The organism is Pseudoalteromonas lipolytica (assembly GCF_003515105.1).
Lineage (GTDB): Bacteria > Pseudomonadota > Gammaproteobacteria > Enterobacterales > Alteromonadaceae > Pseudoalteromonas > Pseudoalteromonas lipolytica.
Map to the genome: position 1 here is coordinate 1,419,467 of NZ_CP032090.1, position 18,791 is coordinate 1,438,257.

At 41.2% G+C, this 18,791-nt stretch carries 19 protein-coding genes and 2 tRNA genes; 7 read left to right on the forward strand and 14 right to left on the reverse strand.

Annotation, left to right across the window (positions count from 1 at the left end; all coding sequences use genetic code 11):
* Positions 1 to 333: 333 nt before the first annotated feature.
* Together D0907_RS06445 and D0907_RS06450 are read right to left on the reverse strand one after the other, a co-directional pair.
* Positions 334 to 418, reverse strand: a tRNA-Tyr gene (locus D0907_RS06445).
* A 48-nt stretch (positions 419 to 466) separates the two neighbouring features.
* Positions 467 to 551 (reverse strand) — tRNA-Tyr (locus D0907_RS06450).
* A 112-nt stretch (positions 552 to 663) separates the two neighbouring features.
* On the opposite strand from D0907_RS06450, the gene D0907_RS06455 reads away from it, so the two are divergent.
* Positions 664 to 1,179 (forward strand): VC2046/SO_2500 family protein, encoded by a 516-nt coding sequence (locus tag D0907_RS06455; RefSeq protein WP_065979363.1) that lies wholly within the window; start codon positions 664 to 666, stop codon positions 1,177 to 1,179.
* Between the two features lie 158 nt (positions 1,180 to 1,337).
* Positions 1,338 to 1,637, forward strand: coding sequence for a DUF6172 family protein (locus tag D0907_RS06460; RefSeq protein ID WP_036969405.1), 300 nt, complete (start codon positions 1,338 to 1,340; stop codon positions 1,635 to 1,637).
* A gap of 171 nt (positions 1,638 to 1,808) precedes the next feature.
* On the opposite strand, the gene D0907_RS06465 is transcribed toward D0907_RS06460, so the two are convergent.
* From D0907_RS06465 to D0907_RS06475, 3 genes are all read right to left on the reverse strand, one after another.
* Positions 1,809 to 2,288 (reverse strand): YchJ family protein, encoded by a 480-nt coding sequence (locus tag D0907_RS06465; protein ID WP_118844186.1) that lies wholly within the window; start codon positions 2,286 to 2,288, stop codon positions 1,809 to 1,811.
* A gap of 40 nt (positions 2,289 to 2,328) precedes the next feature.
* Positions 2,329 to 2,766, reverse strand: coding sequence for a SulA-like leucine-rich domain-containing protein (locus D0907_RS06470; RefSeq protein WP_036969400.1), 438 nt, complete (start codon positions 2,764 to 2,766; stop codon positions 2,329 to 2,331).
* Between the two features lie 299 nt (positions 2,767 to 3,065).
* The gene (locus tag D0907_RS06475; protein ID WP_118844187.1) at positions 3,066 to 4,991 is read right to left on the reverse strand and encodes a S9 family peptidase; all 1,926 of its coding nucleotides are present in this window, start codon (positions 4,989 to 4,991) and stop codon (positions 3,066 to 3,068) included.
* Positions 4,992 to 5,138: 147 nt separating this feature from the next.
* On the opposite strand from D0907_RS06475, the gene D0907_RS06480 reads away from it, so the two are divergent.
* Both D0907_RS06480 and D0907_RS06485 read left to right on the forward strand, forming a co-directional pair.
* Positions 5,139 to 5,729: an ATP-binding cassette domain-containing protein gene (locus D0907_RS06480; RefSeq protein WP_036969395.1), complete on the forward strand. Its 591-nt coding sequence runs from the start codon at positions 5,139 to 5,141 to the stop codon at positions 5,727 to 5,729.
* A gap of 8 nt (positions 5,730 to 5,737) precedes the next feature.
* Positions 5,738 to 6,823, forward strand: coding sequence for a DUF6136 family protein (locus tag D0907_RS06485; protein ID WP_244223145.1), 1,086 nt, complete (start codon positions 5,738 to 5,740; stop codon positions 6,821 to 6,823).
* On the opposite strand, the gene fadE is transcribed toward D0907_RS06485, so the two are convergent.
* The gene (fadE, locus tag D0907_RS06490; RefSeq protein WP_036969391.1) at positions 6,820 to 9,276 is read right to left on the reverse strand and encodes an acyl-CoA dehydrogenase FadE; all 2,457 of its coding nucleotides are present in this window, start codon (positions 9,274 to 9,276) and stop codon (positions 6,820 to 6,822) included. The genes D0907_RS06485 and fadE overlap by 4 nt on opposite strands.
* Positions 9,277 to 9,611: 335 nt before the next feature.
* Between fadE and D0907_RS06495 the strand changes: the two genes are divergently transcribed.
* Complete coding sequence (locus D0907_RS06495) at positions 9,612 to 10,376, forward strand: class II glutamine amidotransferase (protein WP_036969389.1); 765 nt, start codon at positions 9,612 to 9,614, stop codon at positions 10,374 to 10,376.
* Between the two features lie 19 nt (positions 10,377 to 10,395).
* Here D0907_RS06495 and D0907_RS06500 read toward each other — a convergent pair whose 3' ends face one another.
* From D0907_RS06500 to cmoA, 5 genes are all read right to left on the reverse strand, one after another.
* Complete coding sequence (locus D0907_RS06500) at positions 10,396 to 11,208, reverse strand: DUF3108 domain-containing protein (protein WP_083422938.1); 813 nt, start codon at positions 11,206 to 11,208, stop codon at positions 10,396 to 10,398.
* The gene (purN, locus tag D0907_RS06505; protein WP_065979357.1) at positions 11,153 to 11,800 is read right to left on the reverse strand and encodes a phosphoribosylglycinamide formyltransferase; all 648 of its coding nucleotides are present in this window, start codon (positions 11,798 to 11,800) and stop codon (positions 11,153 to 11,155) included. The genes D0907_RS06500 and purN overlap by 56 nt, the downstream gene beginning before the upstream one ends.
* On the reverse strand, positions 11,800 to 12,852 hold the full coding sequence (gene purM / locus D0907_RS06510; RefSeq protein ID WP_036969381.1) for a phosphoribosylformylglycinamidine cyclo-ligase: 1,053 nt from the start codon (positions 12,850 to 12,852) through the stop codon (positions 11,800 to 11,802). The genes purN and purM overlap by 1 nt, the downstream gene beginning before the upstream one ends.
* Positions 12,853 to 13,045: 193 nt before the next feature.
* Positions 13,046 to 14,014, reverse strand: coding sequence for a tRNA 5-methoxyuridine(34)/uridine 5-oxyacetic acid(34) synthase CmoB (gene cmoB, locus D0907_RS06515; protein ID WP_036969378.1), 969 nt, complete (start codon positions 14,012 to 14,014; stop codon positions 13,046 to 13,048).
* 26 nt (positions 14,015 to 14,040) lie between these two features.
* Positions 14,041 to 14,766 (reverse strand): carboxy-S-adenosyl-L-methionine synthase CmoA, encoded by a 726-nt coding sequence (cmoA, locus tag D0907_RS06520; protein WP_036971611.1) that lies wholly within the window; start codon positions 14,764 to 14,766, stop codon positions 14,041 to 14,043.
* Positions 14,767 to 14,884: 118 nt separating this feature from the next.
* Here cmoA and D0907_RS06525 point away from each other — a divergent pair, with 118 nt between their 5' ends.
* On the forward strand, positions 14,885 to 15,565 hold the full coding sequence (locus D0907_RS06525) for a DUF3334 family protein (protein ID WP_036969376.1): 681 nt from the start codon (positions 14,885 to 14,887) through the stop codon (positions 15,563 to 15,565).
* Positions 15,566 to 15,611: 46 nt separating this feature from the next.
* On the opposite strand, the gene D0907_RS06530 is transcribed toward D0907_RS06525, so the two are convergent.
* Positions 15,612 to 16,004 carry a hypothetical protein gene (locus D0907_RS06530; protein ID WP_143474495.1) on the reverse strand — a complete coding sequence of 131 codons (393 nt, stop codon included), beginning with the start codon at positions 16,002 to 16,004 and terminating at the stop codon, positions 15,612 to 15,614.
* Positions 16,005 to 16,252: 248 nt separating this feature from the next.
* Between D0907_RS06530 and D0907_RS06535 the strand changes: the two genes are divergently transcribed.
* Positions 16,253 to 17,269, forward strand: a complete 1,017-nt coding sequence (locus tag D0907_RS06535; RefSeq protein ID WP_162898031.1) for a DUF5924 family protein — start codon at positions 16,253 to 16,255, stop codon at positions 17,267 to 17,269.
* 9 nt (positions 17,270 to 17,278) lie between these two features.
* On the opposite strand, the gene D0907_RS06540 is transcribed toward D0907_RS06535, so the two are convergent.
* Together D0907_RS06540 and D0907_RS06545 are read right to left on the reverse strand one after the other, a co-directional pair.
* A complete protein-coding gene (locus tag D0907_RS06540) occupies positions 17,279 to 17,773 on the reverse strand; it encodes a M48 metallopeptidase family protein (RefSeq protein ID WP_118844190.1) in 495 nt (164 codons plus the stop codon).
* Positions 17,774 to 17,786: 13 nt separating this feature from the next.
* Positions 17,787 to 18,635: a DUF72 domain-containing protein gene (locus D0907_RS06545; protein WP_118844191.1), complete on the reverse strand. Its 849-nt coding sequence runs from the start codon at positions 18,633 to 18,635 to the stop codon at positions 17,787 to 17,789.
* Positions 18,636 to 18,791 lie beyond the last annotated feature (156 nt).

Consider the following 18,791-nt stretch of genomic DNA (forward strand, 5'->3'; position numbering starts at 1 on the left):
AGAGAGTCCATTCCATTAATCCGCAAAAATACTTAATCATTTTGCGTGATTAAACCAATCGCTACCTGCGTTAAAAATGTCTGATTTACGACTGCATGGATGCAGGAGGTAGAGCAATGCAGGAGCAATTGCCGAGAACAACTAAATAACTACATTTTTGCCTTGTTATCAACGCGGTTTTATTGCCTCAAAATAGACCACATAATTAAGCGTAATGGTATAACAAAAGGATAATTCAATTGAAAATAGCTGTATTTTTAGTTTAACGATTTAGGAAAAGAGAAGTAAATAATAATATGAAAAATAGAATAGTGAATTAGCAGAGAAGGAAAGTGGTGGAGGGAGCTGGATTCGAACCAGCGAAGGCTGAGCCGTCAGATTTACAGTCTGATCCCTTTGGCCGCTCGGGAACCCCTCCACACTAATTTTTATTGCATTTGGCCCCACTTAACTGAGCGTAGAAAAGTGGTGGAGGGAGCTGGATTCGAACCAGCGAAGGCTGAGCCGTCAGATTTACAGTCTGATCCCTTTGGCCGCTCGGGAACCCCTCCAATGCAACGGCGCTGATAATAGCAAACTGGCTCTTTAAGTAAAGAAAAAAACTAAAGAAAAATAGATTAATGCCGATAACTGGTTAATCTTGAAACTATTCGGCCAAAGTCTATGCAAATTGATGGTTTGTTGCTCAACGAGAGTCAACTTGATAATCGTCTTAACAAAAGTGTTCATGAACACCGCCAAGGTGAGTTTGCCTTATTATTGGCGATGCTGTCTCATGATGCGCTTGATTTTAGCCAGTTTCATTTACCGAAAACAGAATTAACCGATACTCAGAGTTCAGAACACGTACTCAGAAATGAGTTAGGGGCAGGCCCAAAACAACCATTAGCGCCTGAACAATATGATATGTTAATCGGGCAGAATAATGGGCTGCGACTTTTACAAGGTGGCTTGTCAGATATTCGCCTACGTAATTGTCTCAGTCCTGAGCCGCTTGCTATCCGCGATGATAAAAATCATGTGCCGTTAGAAGTCATCGATAACTGTGAGCCAGCAGTCAGAAAACGCTATTACGATAAAAACGCACCCACAGAGCGTATGCAAATGGATGCAGCTGCGTTTTATGACAGCTTAACGGACGAGGCGATTCATCAGCCTTTGCAATTGGCAACTGCTTAATTAATTGAAATTGTCATACTCGCCTTGTACGCTACACTTACAAAGGTAGGTAAATTGGTGCAAATCAGTAAAAAGTACAGCTAATTTTTTATGTGCTTGTTATAATGCGCCCAAATGGCTTTATGCCATTATCATTGAACCAAGTTATTAGGACTATAATGAAGAAAACATTCACGCTTAACCATGAGAAAATTAAATACCCTCGCATGGTTGATGCAGCTAAGCACGAAGTGAAGAAGTATTTAAAACGTGAGCGTAATAAAACTCTCCCAGAAGATGCCGATTACTGGGCATTTGATTGTAAATTTGGAGAGTCAGCTGACGACGCGAAAGTCGTTCATGTGGCGGAAATTAATAAATGCATTAGCGATATTGAAGCAAAAGGGCTTACATCGTTTTATGTCGAGATTCTAGCGCGTCCAGCACAACGCCAGTTACAAGAATTTGACGAAGAATAGTCGTTATAATTCATAGAATTTAAGAATGGGCCTTGAGGCCCATTTTTATTGTCTGAAATACAATGACATTATTTTGTGTTGATTTATATCACATGCCCACCACGCAACGGCTTTCCCTACAATGGCTAGTCAAGGTTTAGATTGGCTATATAAACAGTGAATAGCCGTGATTTAAATTGCGTGACACTTTTTATATTTTTTGCCGCTACCGCAAGGGCATTCATCATTACGGCCAGTTTTAATATCAGCAACGGGCGTTATTTCACCATCAAGGTAACGCCATAGTCCATCTTCTTTAATAAAACGCGATTTCTCGTGTAACTCACAATACAAGTTTTGGTAAAAGTAATTTGCTTTAAATTCTACAAAACCTTCTTGCTCGTTATATTCAGTATCTAAAACGCTTAGCTTGGTAAAACGACAGCTATTAGCAAAATCTTTGATTTCGCTAACAGGGTTAGCGGTTTGTTGGCTTTGTGCGTATGTTGTAAAGACATATTTTGCATCTTTTAAGGCATAAGCACTAAAGCGAGAACGCATAAGTTGTTCCGGCGTTTGTGCTTGGCTATCGCCTGTGTGCAAAGGTTGGCAGCAAAGCGAGTAATCTTGTTTGCTGCCACAAGGACAAAGGGAGTGTGTGAGTGATGTCATAACAACTTACCTAAAACAATAAATTGCTATTTTAGCAAGCCTATTGTGGCTGCGGTACTAAATTGTTTAATGGGTTGCTTTTGGTGAAGCAGTAAAACTTTGCAGATGCATGTTCTAAATTAAGAGTCATAGAATCTAGTTGATTGTTGCTGACAATATCTGTCCAGGTGATCACTGCGGCAAAGTTACCGTTGTGCAGCGCCGAACTTAACACATATTCAAGATTCACAAGGTGCTTTTGTCTGATCACTAACAGTTTACTGGTGTCGATTGAACATGAATCGAGTAATGCTTTACTTGGCACATGATCAGGTGCAATTAACAATGTCCACGCACTTTGACTGTTATAGTGATGTAATACCTTTAATAGCTCAAATGTTGCTGAAATTTCGTCTTCAATTTGAATTAAATTAACCGACGCTTTGTCGTTATCTTGTTGATAGCTTTTAACGGTTCTTAAGGTAATTGGCTGTAACATAACTTTCACTCACTGGTTGTTTATACAGTATGTGTATACAGTAGTTTATACAGTATTTTTGCGCAAGTGTTTTTTGCTATTTTTTTAACCAATTATTCAGCTTTTAATAATTTTAAAAATTAAATCTTTAAAAACAATTAGTTATTTTGTTTCTTTGCAGTGTGATATTTTGTGAAAAATGGATGAAATAATATATACAGTGTTTTATATCGAAGTTTATACAGTAGTTTGTATGCAGGATATTTGAGGTTTATACAGGTGTTTTGATAAAGAAGCCGGTGTACACCGGCTTCTAAAATTTAGTTTTTCAAGTACGTATTTAAAAACTCAAGGTACGCGTTTGATGCTTTGATACGGTTTTCTTTTTTAGTAAAACCATGACCTTCGTCATCGAACAACACGTATTCTACGGGGACACCATTCGCTTTTACTGCGGCAACAAGCTCATCACTCTCAACTTGCAATACACGAGGGTCGTTTGCACCTTGAATAACCATCAGTGGTTTCGTAATGTTTTTAGCATGGAAGAGGGGAGATATCGCTCGATGGCGTTCGCCATCAGTTGCAGGGTCACCCATTTCATCGTACAGTGCCTTTTTAAAGCTTTCCCACCAAGGTGGTATAGAGTTTAATGTTCTTACCCAGTTAGTTACGCCAAAAATATTAATACCTACTTTAAATTCTTCAGGTTCGAAAACCAGCGCCGCTGCCGTCATAAAGCCACCGTAACTGCCACCCATAATGCCAATTTTATCAGCATCAACCCAGTCTAAGCTCTGTAAGTGCTTTTTCCCGTAGACAATATCTTGCAAATCGTCTGTGCCATGCTTTTTATCATCTAAATGGAAAAAAGTTTTACCATAGCCAGAGCTACCGCGATTGTTTACAGCAAATATAGCATAGCCATGATTAACTAAATGTTGCTGCATTGCGCTGTAACCTGTGCGGCTCTGGCCGCCCGGACCCCCATGCACCCACACTAGAGCAGGCACTTTATTGTTACTATTAGCCTGTTTGGGCTTATATAAAACGCCAGGGATTTCTAAACCGTCAAAGCTTTTAAAACGCACAATCGTGCTTTCAACAAGATCATTTTGATCAATTGCATCGCTTAAAGTATGGGTCAGTTTTTTTGCTTTCGTTTCGCCTAATTGCCAAACAAATAAGTTACTTGGCGAGGTATCTGAATTTAGGTAAAACGCCATGCTCTTTTCATCAGCTGAAAAGCTTACACCACGTAAATTGCCCGGGGGCAAGGCAGGCATATCGATTTGTTTATTGGTTTTTGTGTCAATGATTGTCACTTTAGTACTGGCATCAGCATTAACCCCACTTACTTGGTAACGCCCTGATTTTGAGAAGTAAATAAAGCTGACATCCCAGTCATCTTTTAGGGCGGGGCTGTGCTCACCTGTCGTTAAGTCATAGCGCCAAACCTGTGAAAATTCACCTTTTGCATCGGTCGAGTAATACAGAGACTTGCTGTCTTTTGAGAATGTTTCAGGGCCATATTGCGCTTCATTATCATGACGAGTGATTAGCTCAGGTTTGAGCATTTTTTTCATTGTATCGAGAATGAACACATCACTGTCTTTATTAGAGTTATTTTTTGATAAAGCAATAAAGCGGCCATCAGGGCTAATCGCCCCGACATCTAGACCGAGAGTATTTTGATAAACAGGTGTTATTTCATAGCGTGAACTGTCTACGCGATATAAATCCATAAACTTAGGATCGCGTTGATTACTCGTTATAAAAAAGTGTTTTCCATCGTCTGTAAAGCCCGCAAAGCTGGCACGAGTTTCATCGCCAGGAGTCAGGTCTTTGACAGTGCCGTCTGTCTCACGTACATAAATATGATAGCGCTCGTTCCCGCCTGAGTCCTTGGTAAATAATACGCGCTCATCATTTGGAAAATAGCGAACAGCATAGGTGCTGTCTTCAAAGTTTGTTAAACGTGTTTTGTTCGCTGTTTTAATATCAATTTCGTAGAGGCTATAGATGCCGCTTTCATCACTGCTAACAAGGATTTTGTCACCTTTAGGTGAAAAGCTGCTGCCCATAATTGAAGTGGTATCAAAAAATGTTTCAGCGTCATACTGTTTAATAGTGTGTTCTTGTTGCTGACTAATTTCGCTGGTGGTCGTTTGGTTTGATTGTGAACATCCTGCTAATGCAAGGCTTAATGCACACGCAATGGCTGCTAGTTGAAAACTCGGTTTCATTTTAATTATTCCTTATTATTTTTCCGTTATTGAGTCTTACTTGTTCAATATATAAACGCAAGTTTTGCAGCTAAATAATTGTTACAAAGCATGTAACTTTTTAGGGACATTGCTGTGTTACAATTTAAATTTCGCAAAGGAATGGCAATGATAGAAATAAAAAATCTCAATAAGCGTTTTGCTACAGCAACCGTGTTCGAAAATTATAATAAGCAATTTAACAGTAAGAAAATGTGCTTACAGGCGAGCAATGGGAGTGGCAAAACCACGTTACTGATGATAATTGCTGGCCTTGAAAAACCACAGTCGGGGCAAATAATGTATGCTAATAAACAGCATAGTTCACCACAAAAGTATGTGGCTATTGCCAGCGATCGCATTTGTTTACCTGATTTTTTAACGGCTCAGCAAATTATTCAACTGACCTGTAAAGCCTTAAATGTGCCTGCGCCAATTGACCTTATTAACGGATTTAAGTTCAGCGAACACTTACACACCCGTTTTAGTGCATTATCGACAGGCAATCAAAAAAAATGCCAGCTTATAATCACGTTTATGAAGCGGGCGCCTTATTTGCTTTTAGATGAGCCGAGTGCAGCACTTGACCAAGCAAGTATCCATTATTTACTAAATTTGCTTGATAACTATTTAAGTGATAAACCCGATGGGCAAATCATTTTAACCAGCCACGAGCCAGATGTGTTTTTACACCAAGGCTTTGAGTGTACGCCATTATGATAGAGAGCTTGTCACGTTATAATGCATTAATGAGCTACCGCTATTTAGCATATACAACTGCACTTAAGAACTTACTGGCGCAGCTTAAAAACTTTGGTTTGTTGTTTGCGTTAGTGCTTGGGCCTGCGGTTTTAGGCATCGCGCTGTTGTTATTTTTGGGGCTGGGTAAAATTGTAGACAGCCATGAACATGCCCGTTTTAGCGCCCAGTTAGCTTTGCTCTATCTGGCACTGCAAGCCGTTATGTTATGGGCTGTTGCTCCTGCTATAACAAACTCAGAAAATAGAGCCTTTCAAGCACATATCTTTAAGCCTGCTTGGCTAATTTTAATCGACTGTAAGCTTTTACTACTCAGTAATGTGTGGTTAATGGCAAGCTTATTGATAGCCGTTGACCTTCGTCTTCAGCAATGGTTGCAGGTTCCTCATTTTATTCTATTTATGCTGTTGCAGTGGCTGTGCGGTTTAATGGTAATTTATAGACCTTATTCGCTATTTTATGGTTTTTTAGCGTGTAGTATTCTGGTTCTTTTACCGTTTAGTTTAGATTCCTTACACTACCATAGCGGCTTTTTAATTGGTTTTATGGGGAGTTTATTTTTTCCTAACATGAACCTCAGTCACAAACGTGTGGTTAGTTCACTCACTTCATTTTGGATTAGTTACTTTTTGGAGCACAGCTGGAGTGTAATTTGGCGAAGTGCTTTGTTTACTGCAAGCCTATTAGCCGCAGTGCAACTAGTTGAAATTCGTAGCGACTTTAATCATGCGATACAGGTTATGGTGTTGGCAAACTGTGTATTACTAGGTAGTTCATTACAGTTTGATTGCTTTGCAGTGCTTCAAAAATACCGAGTGTTTTTTCAAACAAATGGTCAGTACAGACGGTTTTATTTAAGTCATTTTATACCCAGTTTACTGTTTTATAGTGCAGCGACATTGGCGGCAATGCTTTTGTTAAATGTTTTACAATGGCCGCTGGTCGCTTTGGCTGCTGTGTGGTGCTTTTTACAGCAGCTTTTAGCGCAAAAAAAACCAGCGCATTATGCGCTGGTTTGGTGTGTTATAACAATTGGAATAGCGTTAATTGCTTAAGCTGCATCAGCTTTGCTGTTATTTCCGCTACGTGCAGCTTTACCTGCAACGAGGTCAGCTGGGTCAAAATCGTCTACGTTAATTACATCGAGACGAGCTTTTTCAACAGCAGCTAGTTTATCAGCTTCGGCTTGGCTTAAAATGCCTGCTTCAAGGCCCATTTGCGCCACTTTATCAAGTTGGAAGAAAGGCAGTTTTACGCCTTTTTCGCGGCATACTTTATCAAATAATGGTTCAACTTCTAGTACGTCTTTAAGCGTTTGCTCTTGACGGCCCACTAAGTTAAGTGGCTCATTTTTAAGGTATACATAACTTGCTAAACGGTTACGTGTTTCGCTAGGTACTTGTAATAAGTGTGCGAGTTTGTGCTCAAGCTTATCTGTTGGCTTGCGTACCGGGCGACCAAATGGGAATAACATGATTTTAAGCATCGCACGAAGCGCAGCAGATGGCATGTTATTAATTAAGTCAGCCAGTGCACGTTGGCAGTGATAAAGGTGATCTTGGCAGCTCCATTGAACAAGCGCAAAATCTTCTTTTTTACGGCCTTCGTCGTTGTAACGTTTAAGTGTTGCAGACACTAGGTATAAGTAGCTTAGTAAGTCACCTAAACGTGCTGAAATACGCTCTTTACGTTTTAATGAACCACCAAATACAGCCATGCTGATGTCAGACATTAATGCAAGTGAAGCACTAAAACGTGACGCTACGCGGTAAAACTCTGCGGTTTCATCTTTGTACGGCGTACTTGTAAAGCGCGCACCGGTGAATGCTAACCACTTAGTACGTACTAGGTTCGAAATGGTAAAACCAATATGACCCATAAGTGCTTTGTCGAATACTGCAAGTGCTTCTTCGCGGTCTTCAATCGAGCATGCACCTAGTTCAGTAAGTACGAACGGATGACAACGAATTGCACCTTGACCATAAATGATCATGTTACGCGTAAGAATGTTTGCACCTTCAACTGTTATTGCAATTGGCGCACCTTGGTAACCACGGCCTAAATAATTGTTTGGACCAAGCATAATGCCTTTACCACCGTGAACATCCATGCCGTGAATGGTTGCTTCACGCATTTGTTCTGTTAAGTGGTATTTAATGATAGCGGATACCACTGACGGCTTTTCACCAAGGTCAACGGCACCGGTCGACATGCTGACTGCGGCATCAGAGCTGTAGGCATAACCTGCAAGTTTTGCGAGTGACTCTTCAACCCCTTCCATTTGACCGATAGGTAAACGGAATTGACGACGAATGCGGCTGTATGAACCAGTAGCAAGTGCGATGGTTTTAATTCCACCCGTTGAATTAGACGGCAAGGTGATTGCGCGACCTACCGATAAGCATTCAACCAACATACGCCAGCCTTGGCCAGCCATTTTAGGGCCACCAATGATGTAATCTAGTGGTACGAAAATGTCTTTACCGCGTGTAGGACCATTTTGGAATGGAACATTCAACGGGAAGTGACGACGACCAATTTCAACCCCTGGAGTGTCTGTTGGGATCAGCGCACAAGTAATACCTGGTTCTTTGTCATCACCTAATAACCCGTCTGGATCTTGTAATTTAAAAGCAAGACCAAGCACTGTCGCAACAGGTGCTAGGGTAATGTAACGTTTATTCCATGTTAGGCTAATACCTACCACTTCTTCACCATTCCACTGACCTTTACATACGACACCGTAGTCAGGAATAGCACTCGCGTCTGAACCGGCTTCAGGTGAGGTTAGGGCGAAACATGGAATTTCTTGACCACTTGCTAAGCGTGGTAAGTAATGATCTTTTTGCTCTTTAGTACCATAGTGCTGAAGCAGCTCACCTGGACCTAACGAGTTAGGCACACCAACAATTGAAGAAAGTAGTGTTGATTTACTCGTAAGCTTTTGCAGTACGCATGATTGTGCAAACGCAGAAAACTCTAAACCGCCGTATTCTTTTTTGATGATCATGGCAAAGAATTTATTATCTTTTAGATATTGCCAAACATCTTGTGGTAAATCGGTTAATTCATGAGTTGCGTGCCAATCATCAAGCATGCCACATACTTCTTCAACAGGACCATCAATAAAGGCTTGCTCTTCAATGGTTAGTTTGGGTACTGGGTATTGATGTAATTTATTCCAGTCAGGACGGCCGCAGAATAGATCCGCTTCCCACCATGTTGTACCGGCATCGATTGCTGATTTTTCTGTATCCGACATTGTCGGAGTGACTTTTTTAAATGCAGCAAAAATAGGCTTGATAATGTATTGTTGACGAATGCTAGTCACAGAAAGTGGCACAGCAATTAATAAGAATAGTAGCCAACTAATTGCGCCAAACGCGCCAGCAAAAGTGCCAACAAGTAAGGTCGCAATGGCAATACCTAAGCAGGTATTCCAGCTTGCTCTGTGGTAACTCGCAATACTAAGCAGCACGAGTAAACCAAGTAAAAATAAGAGAGTCATTGATTATTCCTTAATAGAGGTCAGACCACCTCTCTTAGAGTAGCGCTAGATACGCTAATTATCAAGAGGGGGACACGGATAAAACTAATTTTACCTGTTCATTTTTTACAGTGTAAACCATGATGAGCAGACAACCAGATTGGCATTCGGGTTTATTATTGCGATTTAATAAATAATAATGTTGGTAAAAGTAAAAATTTAGCGTGTTCAACCAGATAGTTAATAAAATACAAATAGGGTAGTTGCTAATAGTGTCGCTATGTTTAACAATAACTGCTGGCACAGCTTCGCTATTAATGCCATTCCTTCATTTAGTTTTATAGGTAAAGAGTTCTATGTGTGAGTTGCTTGGCATGTCTGCCAATGTACCAACGGATATTTGTTTTAGTTTTTCAGGCTTATTAGAACGTGGCGGTAACACCGGCCCACATAAAGATGGCTGGGGCATTACTTTTTATGAAGGAAAAGGCTGCCGTACGTTTAAAGATCCTGAGCCAAGCTGCCAATCTGAGATTGCGAAGCTTGTTAAAGCGTATCCTATAAAGAGTATTTCGGTTATTAGTCATATTCGTCAGGGCAATCGTGGCCGCGTGTGTCTTGAAAATACACACCCATTCACGCGTGAATTATGGGGCCGCGAAATTACTTACGCACATAATGGTCAGTTGTCTAATTATCATGACTTAAAGCCTGATTACTATCGGCCAGTTGGCAACACCGACAGTGAATTGGCTTTTTGCTGGCTACTCGATAAAATTCGTGAAAAGTACCCTAAGCGCCCATCCAACATGGCGTCGGTTTTCCGTTATGCCGCAAAACTCGCCCATACTCTGCGAGAAAAGGGGGTGTTTAATATGCTATTAACGGATGGCGTGTATGTGTTGGCTTATTGTACTAATAATCTGCATTGGATCACCCGTCGTGCGCCGTTTGGCAAAGCCACATTAATTGATGCTGATATGGTGGTTGATTTTCAAAAAGAAACCACACCGAATGATGTGGTTACTGTCATTGCAACCCGACCACTTACCCACGATGAGCGCTGGCAAAAAATGGAACCAGGTGAGTTCGTGCTATTTAAAATGGGCGAGAAAATATAACGATAACATCGAAGCGCTTTTACGGCGCTTCGTTACTCATTTCTTGCTTAACCGCAGTCGGCGTACTCACAGGTGCTGTTACTGTGAATGAGTTAAGTTGTACTTCAAACTGTTCCACGCCTTTTTCGCCTTTCCACATACGCACTAACATGTAATCCATTTCGGGAGCAAACCAAGCAAGGGCTTGACGTTTATCGTTATCGTATAAGCGTTTTACTTTAATGGCTTCAATATTGCCGATTGGTAAAGAAATCATTTCGGTGCCAATGACTTCAAAGTCGTAGCTACGCAGATTTCCTTTTTTATCTACTAATGGGTATGAAAGCTGGGTTTTACCTTGCTTTAACTCTTCGCGCACTTGAACTTGGTACGACAGAGAGTCTTGAAAATCATCTGACCAATCAAATTTTAGCGGGTATTTACTTTGATTACTGTTCACTTGCTTTTGTGCAGCATCAAATTTTAATGTGTACTCTTTATCAGGTCCTGTACCAGAGCGCTCCATTGTGTAGCTTAAAGGCGATACTTTTTGATCTTGATAGGTAAATTTTGAAGTTTCTTTTCGTGAATCAGAAAATATCATCCATTCGATTTCACTATGATAAGTTAGCACATAGCTATCGTTGGCTGTTTTTTTAAGTTCGCGTACTGCTTTACCATGGGTTTCACCTTTACGAAGTACATCGTATTTGGCTTGGTATTGAGTGAGATCGCCAGCTAAAACACTGGTAGGAAGTAATAAAGTGCCCACACACGCGAGTAGGGCACTTCGATTTTTATTCTGGGTAGTGCGCGCCGTGTGCAGGAAGTTGTTTTTCGTCAAAAACTGCATAATCTGCTTCCATCTTGAGTCGTTGTTCACTGAACCACTTGACCACCAAAGGATAGATTATATGTTCTTGCTGATGAACACGTTGTGCGAGTGTTTCTGCGGTATCGTTTTCGAGTACCGGCACTTTGGCTTGAAGCACAACGGGACCACCGTCTAGCTCTTCTGTCACAAAGTGAACACTAACGCCATGAACATCATCTTTTGCATCTATCGCTCGTTGGTGGGTATTCAGCCCTTGGTACTTAGGCAACAAAGAAGGATGAATGTTCAACATTTTTCCTTTAAATTTTTGCACTAAGTTAGGTGTTAGAATACGCATAAAACCAGCTAATACAACCAGATTTGGTTCAAAACTGTCAATAATGTCCATTAACTCTGCATCATAGGCCTCGCGTGAGTCAAAGTCTTTATGGCTAAGTACACGTGTTTGTATACCTGCATTCTTTGCTCGTTCAAGGCCATAGGCGTCGGCTTTATTACTAATTACAGCGGCGATATCGGCGTTAATTTCACCACGTCCACAGGCATCAATGATGGCCTGAAGATTCGAACCACTACCAGAAATTAATACAACAAGACGACAAGGGGCCATTAATCACGGCCACCTAAAATTTCAACTTGCTCTTCGCCAGCTTTTGCATCTTGGATTTCACCGATATGCCATGCATTTTCGCCAAGATCTTTTAGAATCGCTAGGCTTTGCTCAAGTTTATCGGCTGGAACAACTAATACCATGCCAACACCACAGTTAAATGTACGGTACATTTCGTGAGTTGTGATGTTGCCATTTTCTTGTAACCAGTTGAAAATTACAGGCCATTCCCAGCTGTCACCTTTGATCACTGCTTTTGCAGATTCAGGTAAAACACGTGGGATATTTTCCCAGAAACCACCGCCTGTGATGTGCGATAACGCGTGAACGTCAACCTGCTTAAATAACTCAAGAAGTTGTTTAACGTAGATGCGAGTTGGCTCTAAAAGGTGATCGCCCAGTGTTTTGCCGTCTAGGTCAGCGCTTGTGTCAGCACCTGATACTTCAAGTACTTTACGAATTAATGAGAAGCCGTTTGAATGAGGACCACTTGATGCTAGAGCGATTAATTGGTCGCCAGCAGCCACTTTAGTGCCATCGATAATTTTTGACTTTTCTACAACACCGGTGCAGAAACCAGCCATATCGTAGTCTTCACCTTCATACATACCTGGCATTTCAGCAGTCTCACCGCCGATTAACGCACAGCCAGAAAGCTCACAGCCTTTACCGATACCTGTTACAACATCGGCTGCAGTGTCGACGTCTAATTTACCCGTTGCATAGTAATCAAGGAAAAATAGTGGCTCAGCACCTTGTACAATAAGGTCGTTTACACACATAGCAACAAGGTCGATACCCACTGTATCGTGCTTTTTAAGATCGATTGCTAAACGTAGTTTTGTACCAACACCGTCTGTGCCAGCAACCAGGACAGGCTCTTTATAGCCAGTTGGTAGTTCGCAAAGTGCGCCAAAACCACCGATACCGCCCATTACTTCAGGACGTTTGGTTTTTTTAACGACGCCTTTAATACGCTCAACAAGTGCATTACCGGCATCGATATCTACGCCCGCGTCTTTATAGCTAAGAGACTGTTTTTGTTCGCTCACAGGTTTTCCTCAAAAAAGTTGCATGTGGGTTGCTTAGAAACGCGCGTATTTTACAACAATTGCACTGGCGCGGCTAGTTGAAAAATCACTTTAACCGACTTGACAAGGACAGTTGTCCGCAAAATGAGAATGAAGGTGTAAAGATAGAGGCGCCAGTGTGTTCTGGCGCCTAAATAAAGAGGGGTAAAATAGGTTAGGCTTTCGCCGTTAAAATAGCCCGCAGAGGAGCAGGGTAGCCCTCAATCGTTTTGCTGGTGTCGGTGGGGTCTAAAAAGTCAACCAGTGACTCGTTTTCCATCCACTGGGTTTTGCGTTGTTCTTCAAGTGTGGTGATTGCACAATCTTTAACTTGGACATCTTTAAAACCAACGCGCTCCATCCACAGCTTTAATGCTGCCGTACTTGGAATAAACCACACGTTGCGCATTTTTGCGTAACGATCGGTGGGCACAAGTACCGTGTGTTCGTCACCTTCGACAACCAGCGTTTCTAACACTAATTCACCCCCAGGACGAAGCTGTGCTTTTAATTGGGCTAAAAAGTCGATAGGCGAGCGACGATGATATAACACCCCCATCGAAAACACGGTATCAAACGCTTTAAGCTCTGGCAGTGCTTCAACACCGAGTGGTAATAAGTGAACATTGTCATCTTGGTGGTAATGTTTAATCGCTTGAAACTGGCATAAAAATAGATCAGAGGGGTCAATGCCCACCACAAAGTTGGCACCTTCACCACGCATACGCCATAAGTGGTAACCAGAACCACAGCCAATATCAAGTACTGTACGGCCTTTTAATGGCTCAATATGCGGCAACAAACGATCCCATTTCCAATCGCTGCGCCATTCAGTATCAATGTCGATACCGTGTAAGCTAAATGGGCCTTTACGCCAAGGCATCATGCGTTTTAATAAATGGGTGAGCTGCTTTTGTTGACCTTCTGATAACTCATCGCCTGTGCCTATCTGTACTTTATCTTGCAGGTTTACATGATCCGTACTGATTTCTGGTAAGTTTTTTAATACCTTTTGCCATTTGGGTAAATCACCATGACTTGCTTCTTGCTCCCAATGCTTAAGTTGAGCAGGCAAGGTTTCGAGCCAATGACTGAGCGGGCTTTGTGCTATTGCAGCGTAAAATTGGTTAAACCATTGAGACATGAAATACTCTTTATATCGTTGTGCTGTTACTTGATGGCAATCATCGAGCAGAAATTAAAACATTGGTACCATACTTGGGTTTGGCTAAAGCCAATCTCAGTGAGGCGTGCTAAATGAGTACTCAAATGATCAGGGCGCATAACATTTTCAATCGCTGTGCGTTTTTGGCTGATCTCAAGTTCTGAGTAACCGTTGTGACGTTTAAAATCATGGTGTAAATCAATCAGCAAATTATTGCATTGCTCATTTTCACCTTTAATTTTTTCGCTAAGCAGCAACACGCCACCGGGCTTTAAATTAGCATAGATTTTCTCAAGCACTGCGTGGCGCTTTTCAGGCGGAATAAACTGCAGGGTAAAGTTCATTGCTACAACAGAAGCATTTTCAATGGCTAAATCGTTAATATCACCAAGGGTAACTGTAACGGGTACTTCAGAACGAAAGCCTTGTAAATGCAGTTTACAACGCTCAACCATGGCTTGTGAGTTATCTACCGCAATGATATTACAGTTATCTGTACGAATATTACGGCGCATGCTTAATGTTACAGCGCCTAACGAGCAGCCTAAATCATATAGGTTTGAGTTACTTTGTGCGTACTCACCAGCTAGTTTTCCCATGGTACTAACAATAGTGGCATAACCCGGCACCGAACGCTGGATCATATCTGGGAATACTTCAACTACATGTTGGTCAAAACTAAAGTCTTTAACCGCTTGCTCAGTGGCATAAATACTGTCTTTTTGCGTCACGTGAACAGTCTCTTTAAAAAATAATACCGCTATTTTAGCATTTTTAGCTGGATAGTCAGTGATAAATTCAGTAGCTTGGCTAGAATTATCAATAACAAGTACAAGAAAGAGAAGTTTAATGACTAAAAGCAAAGTGATCAGTACAGAAGATATCTTATCAACTCTGTGTCATTCAGTAACCGGCGTATTATCGTCAGCAAGTGGCAATAAAATTAGCTATTCGGCTATGGTACAAAAAATTACCCGTACCTGCATGCGCCCAGATATAGGTTGTTTTGTATTGTTCGATGGTGGTTTTACAGGCCTGGTGGTAACAAACTTCACGGCACAAGCGGCGATGGAAATTTACCATGATTATATGCGCAGTATGGGTATGCCAGAAGAAGAAATAGCCAATAGCCATTTATCAGACGACGTTGCCAACGTACTTGGTGAGCTGATGAACCAAATCGTGGGTGACTTTACTTCTAAAGTACGTGACCAATTGCATACGTCTATCACCCAAAACCAACCTAAGATGATGGCAATCAACAAGCAAGTACAGATTTCGGTTGATACCACTATGGATAGACCACAAGCACGCCGCGTGACATTCACTACATCGAAGCAAAATATCTTCTATCTTGAGCTTGCGATGGATAAAACTGAGTTTATCAAGCTTCATGACTTTGATATTTCAGAAGCGGTTGACCCTGATGACATCATTGAAAACGAAGCAAAACAAAAAGCTGAAAAGCAAAAAGCAGCATCACAAGCAGACGATGCCGATGATGATTTTATGGCTGAATTAGGGTTGTAACTCAACGACTTGGGCTTTCAGCTGTTAGATAAAACAGAGGCGCGGTTTAGACCGCGCTTTTTTGTGCTTTAAAGCAATTGATAACATCTTTAGCAGGGATCCCAATTAACGTAATAGTCTCATCGTCTATCTTTTGAATTTTTGATTTAACTGTCACTGAAGGCCCTCGAGTAAAGCTTTTCACAGATTCTGGTGAAAAGATATTTAGCTCATCTTTGATTAAATCTGTTTTATGGGTTTTAGAATCAAAGCTGATCATGATATCACCCTCAAAATCCATTTTTTCTGACGATTCAACAGAGATAATAGAGGCCAAATCAGGGTTTTGCTTAAAATAAATTTTAAAAAAGCTTTTTGCGTATGAGTTTAAATTTTTAATTGAAGTAGTTATGTGGCTATCAACTTCAAGTATTGCATCGTTTTCTAATACTGATTTCATCTTGCAAGTCCATTCACCATTTAGAAAGTTATAATCTTCAAAAGCATTCGCAGTTGTACACTTAAAAAGTAATAAAAGTATTATCAAGACTCTATATAACATTTCATTTGTTCCTTTTAGAAAAAATACTCGATGCTCGTTAACTTTATCTAAATATCTTACAGCTTTGAACTAAAAGCTCGTTTTAAAGCCTACATTCATCTAATTTATGCTTTACTCACAAAGCCTAAAAAGGATTTGATGACTGCATGAATTACTTAAAAAACGTTATAACTAAATTTGTTTTCATGATGCAGAAGCGGCCGGGGTTGATGGCGGTGTTAGCGTTTTGCAGTGGTGTGGCAAGCTATGTATTTGTTGAGCGAAAAGAATCGTTTTCGCAACTTATCTCTATTTTGTTATTAGTCACTTGGTTGTGGTTGTTAATAGATAACTGGCTAAGAGATAAAGTAGAGGAGCGTTTTGGTGTGGCGGTGTCGCCCAACGTGATGCGCTTTGCGCTGCAAGTTGTGCAGCAAGAAAGCCTGTTTTTTGCTTTACCATTTTTCTTAGCGGTGACAACCTGGGATCATGGTCAGGCTGCGTTTACCGCCTTAATCATTCTTTGTGCGTTCGTTTCTGTTGTTGATCCCCTCTATTACAAAAAGCTCGCAAGGCACAGTGTCTGGTTTAGTGTGTTTCATAGCTTTTCTTTGTTTGTCGTGTTGTCGGTTACCTTACCTATTTTATTAAAATTAACGACCAGTCAAAGTTTTGAAATTGCGCTGATCACGGCTGTTATTTTAACAATTCCAAGTCTTGGCAATTTGATGCCGAATGCAAAATGGTGGCGTTTCCCGCTGTTGGTGCTATTGCTTTGCGCTTTAAGTGCCGGGCTTTGGCAATTACGTAGCTTTGTGCCGCCTGCGGCACTGCGTTTAACCGATATGAGCGTGTCGTATCAGCTTGATGAACAAGCCCGTAAACCAATAGAGCCTATCCAAAAGTTAACCGAGTATGATTTACATCAAAAAGGTCTATACAGCTTTAGCGCAGTTAAAGCCCCAAGAGGTTTAAATGAAAAAGTCTTCCATGTTTGGGTGCATAATCGTAAAGAAGTTGAACGCATAGCCCTGGATATTTCCGGCGGTCGTAAAGAAGGCTATAGAGCATGGAGCCACAAAACGAATTTCCCTGCTAATCCCGCAGGAAAATGGGTCGTTAAAGTGGTTACCGAATCAGGGCAGCTGATAGGGCAAAGAAGGTTTGAGGTTACTGAAGTTTAGCAGATAGCTTCAGTACGGATTTTTCCCTTCACCTACCAACACACTGAATATTCTTAAATCAAGCTCGAGTTGATGGTATTGCGGCGCCATGTGGCAACAGAGTTGATAAAACGCTTTGTTATGATCTTTTTCTTTAAAATGTGCAAGTTCGTGAACAACCAATGCTTTTAATAACGGCTCTGGTGCGCATAGTAAGTCGCTGTTAATGGCTAGGTCGTGCTTACGCGTTTTGCCTTGCATACGAAAAGTATGCGTACCTAACGCATTGGTGACCATATCGCCTTGTTTTTTAAACGCGGCACGACCAAAAGGCAGGGCGTTTTTAAGGTAACGTTTTTTAAGCTCGGTTGCATAATTGTATAAGGCTTTATCACTGGTGATGTTATGCGCGTCAGGGTATTTACCTTTTAAATACTGTGCGGCTTTGTCATTACTAAAAAGCTGTAATACTTGGTCAACGATATGGGGCGGGTAACCTTGAAAATAACGGCTGTAGTCTTTCATATGCACTCTGAAATTAAAATAAACTGCTTTGGCTGGCTTCTCGCTCACCTGTAAAAGGCGCGAGTACCGGGTGATTATAACCTAAATCTTGGCAAAATTGCCTCGCCAATAGTGGCGATTCGCGGTTATCGGCGGTATGAAAAAACACATACGGTGATTTACCTTCCTCAAGCCATTGTTTTATTTTTTTAAGCCAAGGTTGGTAATACGATTTGTATTCATGGTTAAGGCTTGCAATCACAAAGCGCAGCATCGGATTACTGCCCGTTGCTATAGCATGTACAGGCAAATAAGGCTTTTTCTTTTGCGCATCAATCAATGCATCTGTTTCTGCGGGCACTGCAAATAAAGCCCGTGTATCCATACTTATGCGATTAATGTTGTTTTCAATTAGTAGCTGATTAAGGCGAATTTCAGCATCACCTTTTTGAAAAAACGCGGGATGGCGTACTTCAACACCATAATTGAGGTGTTTGGGTAACTGGGCAATAAAATTAGTCAGCAGGGGCAGAGCATTAGGGCCAAAGGCACTTGGTAACTGCAACATAATTTGCCCAGTTTTGGCAAAAATAGGTTCAAACAGGGTCAGCCATGCATTTAGCTCATTGTTTATATTGGTGAGTTGTAATTCATGGCTAAAGCGTCGGTGAAATTTAAAGGTGAATTTAAAGTCGTTGGGTACAGCATCGCACCAGCGTAATAATGATTCGTGACTTGGGTCAGCATAAAAGCTGGTATTGCCCTCAACCGAATTGAAGGTGTGCGCGTACTCGTTGAGCATGTCGGCACTTTTACAGTGACTAGAGAGTAAATTTCCTTTCCATGCGGTGCTAGACCACTGCGGACAACCTAAGTACAGCATTAAATCAACCAATAAATTTAAACTGCGCGTAGTGTAACAAAAGAAATGAATGCTCAGAAGTCAGTGCGCATATTTAGGCTTCTTGGCGCACTGCTGGTACTCGCATTTTGAGATGGTTTGGGTATAATGCTCAGCCTTAAATGATTACTTTGTATA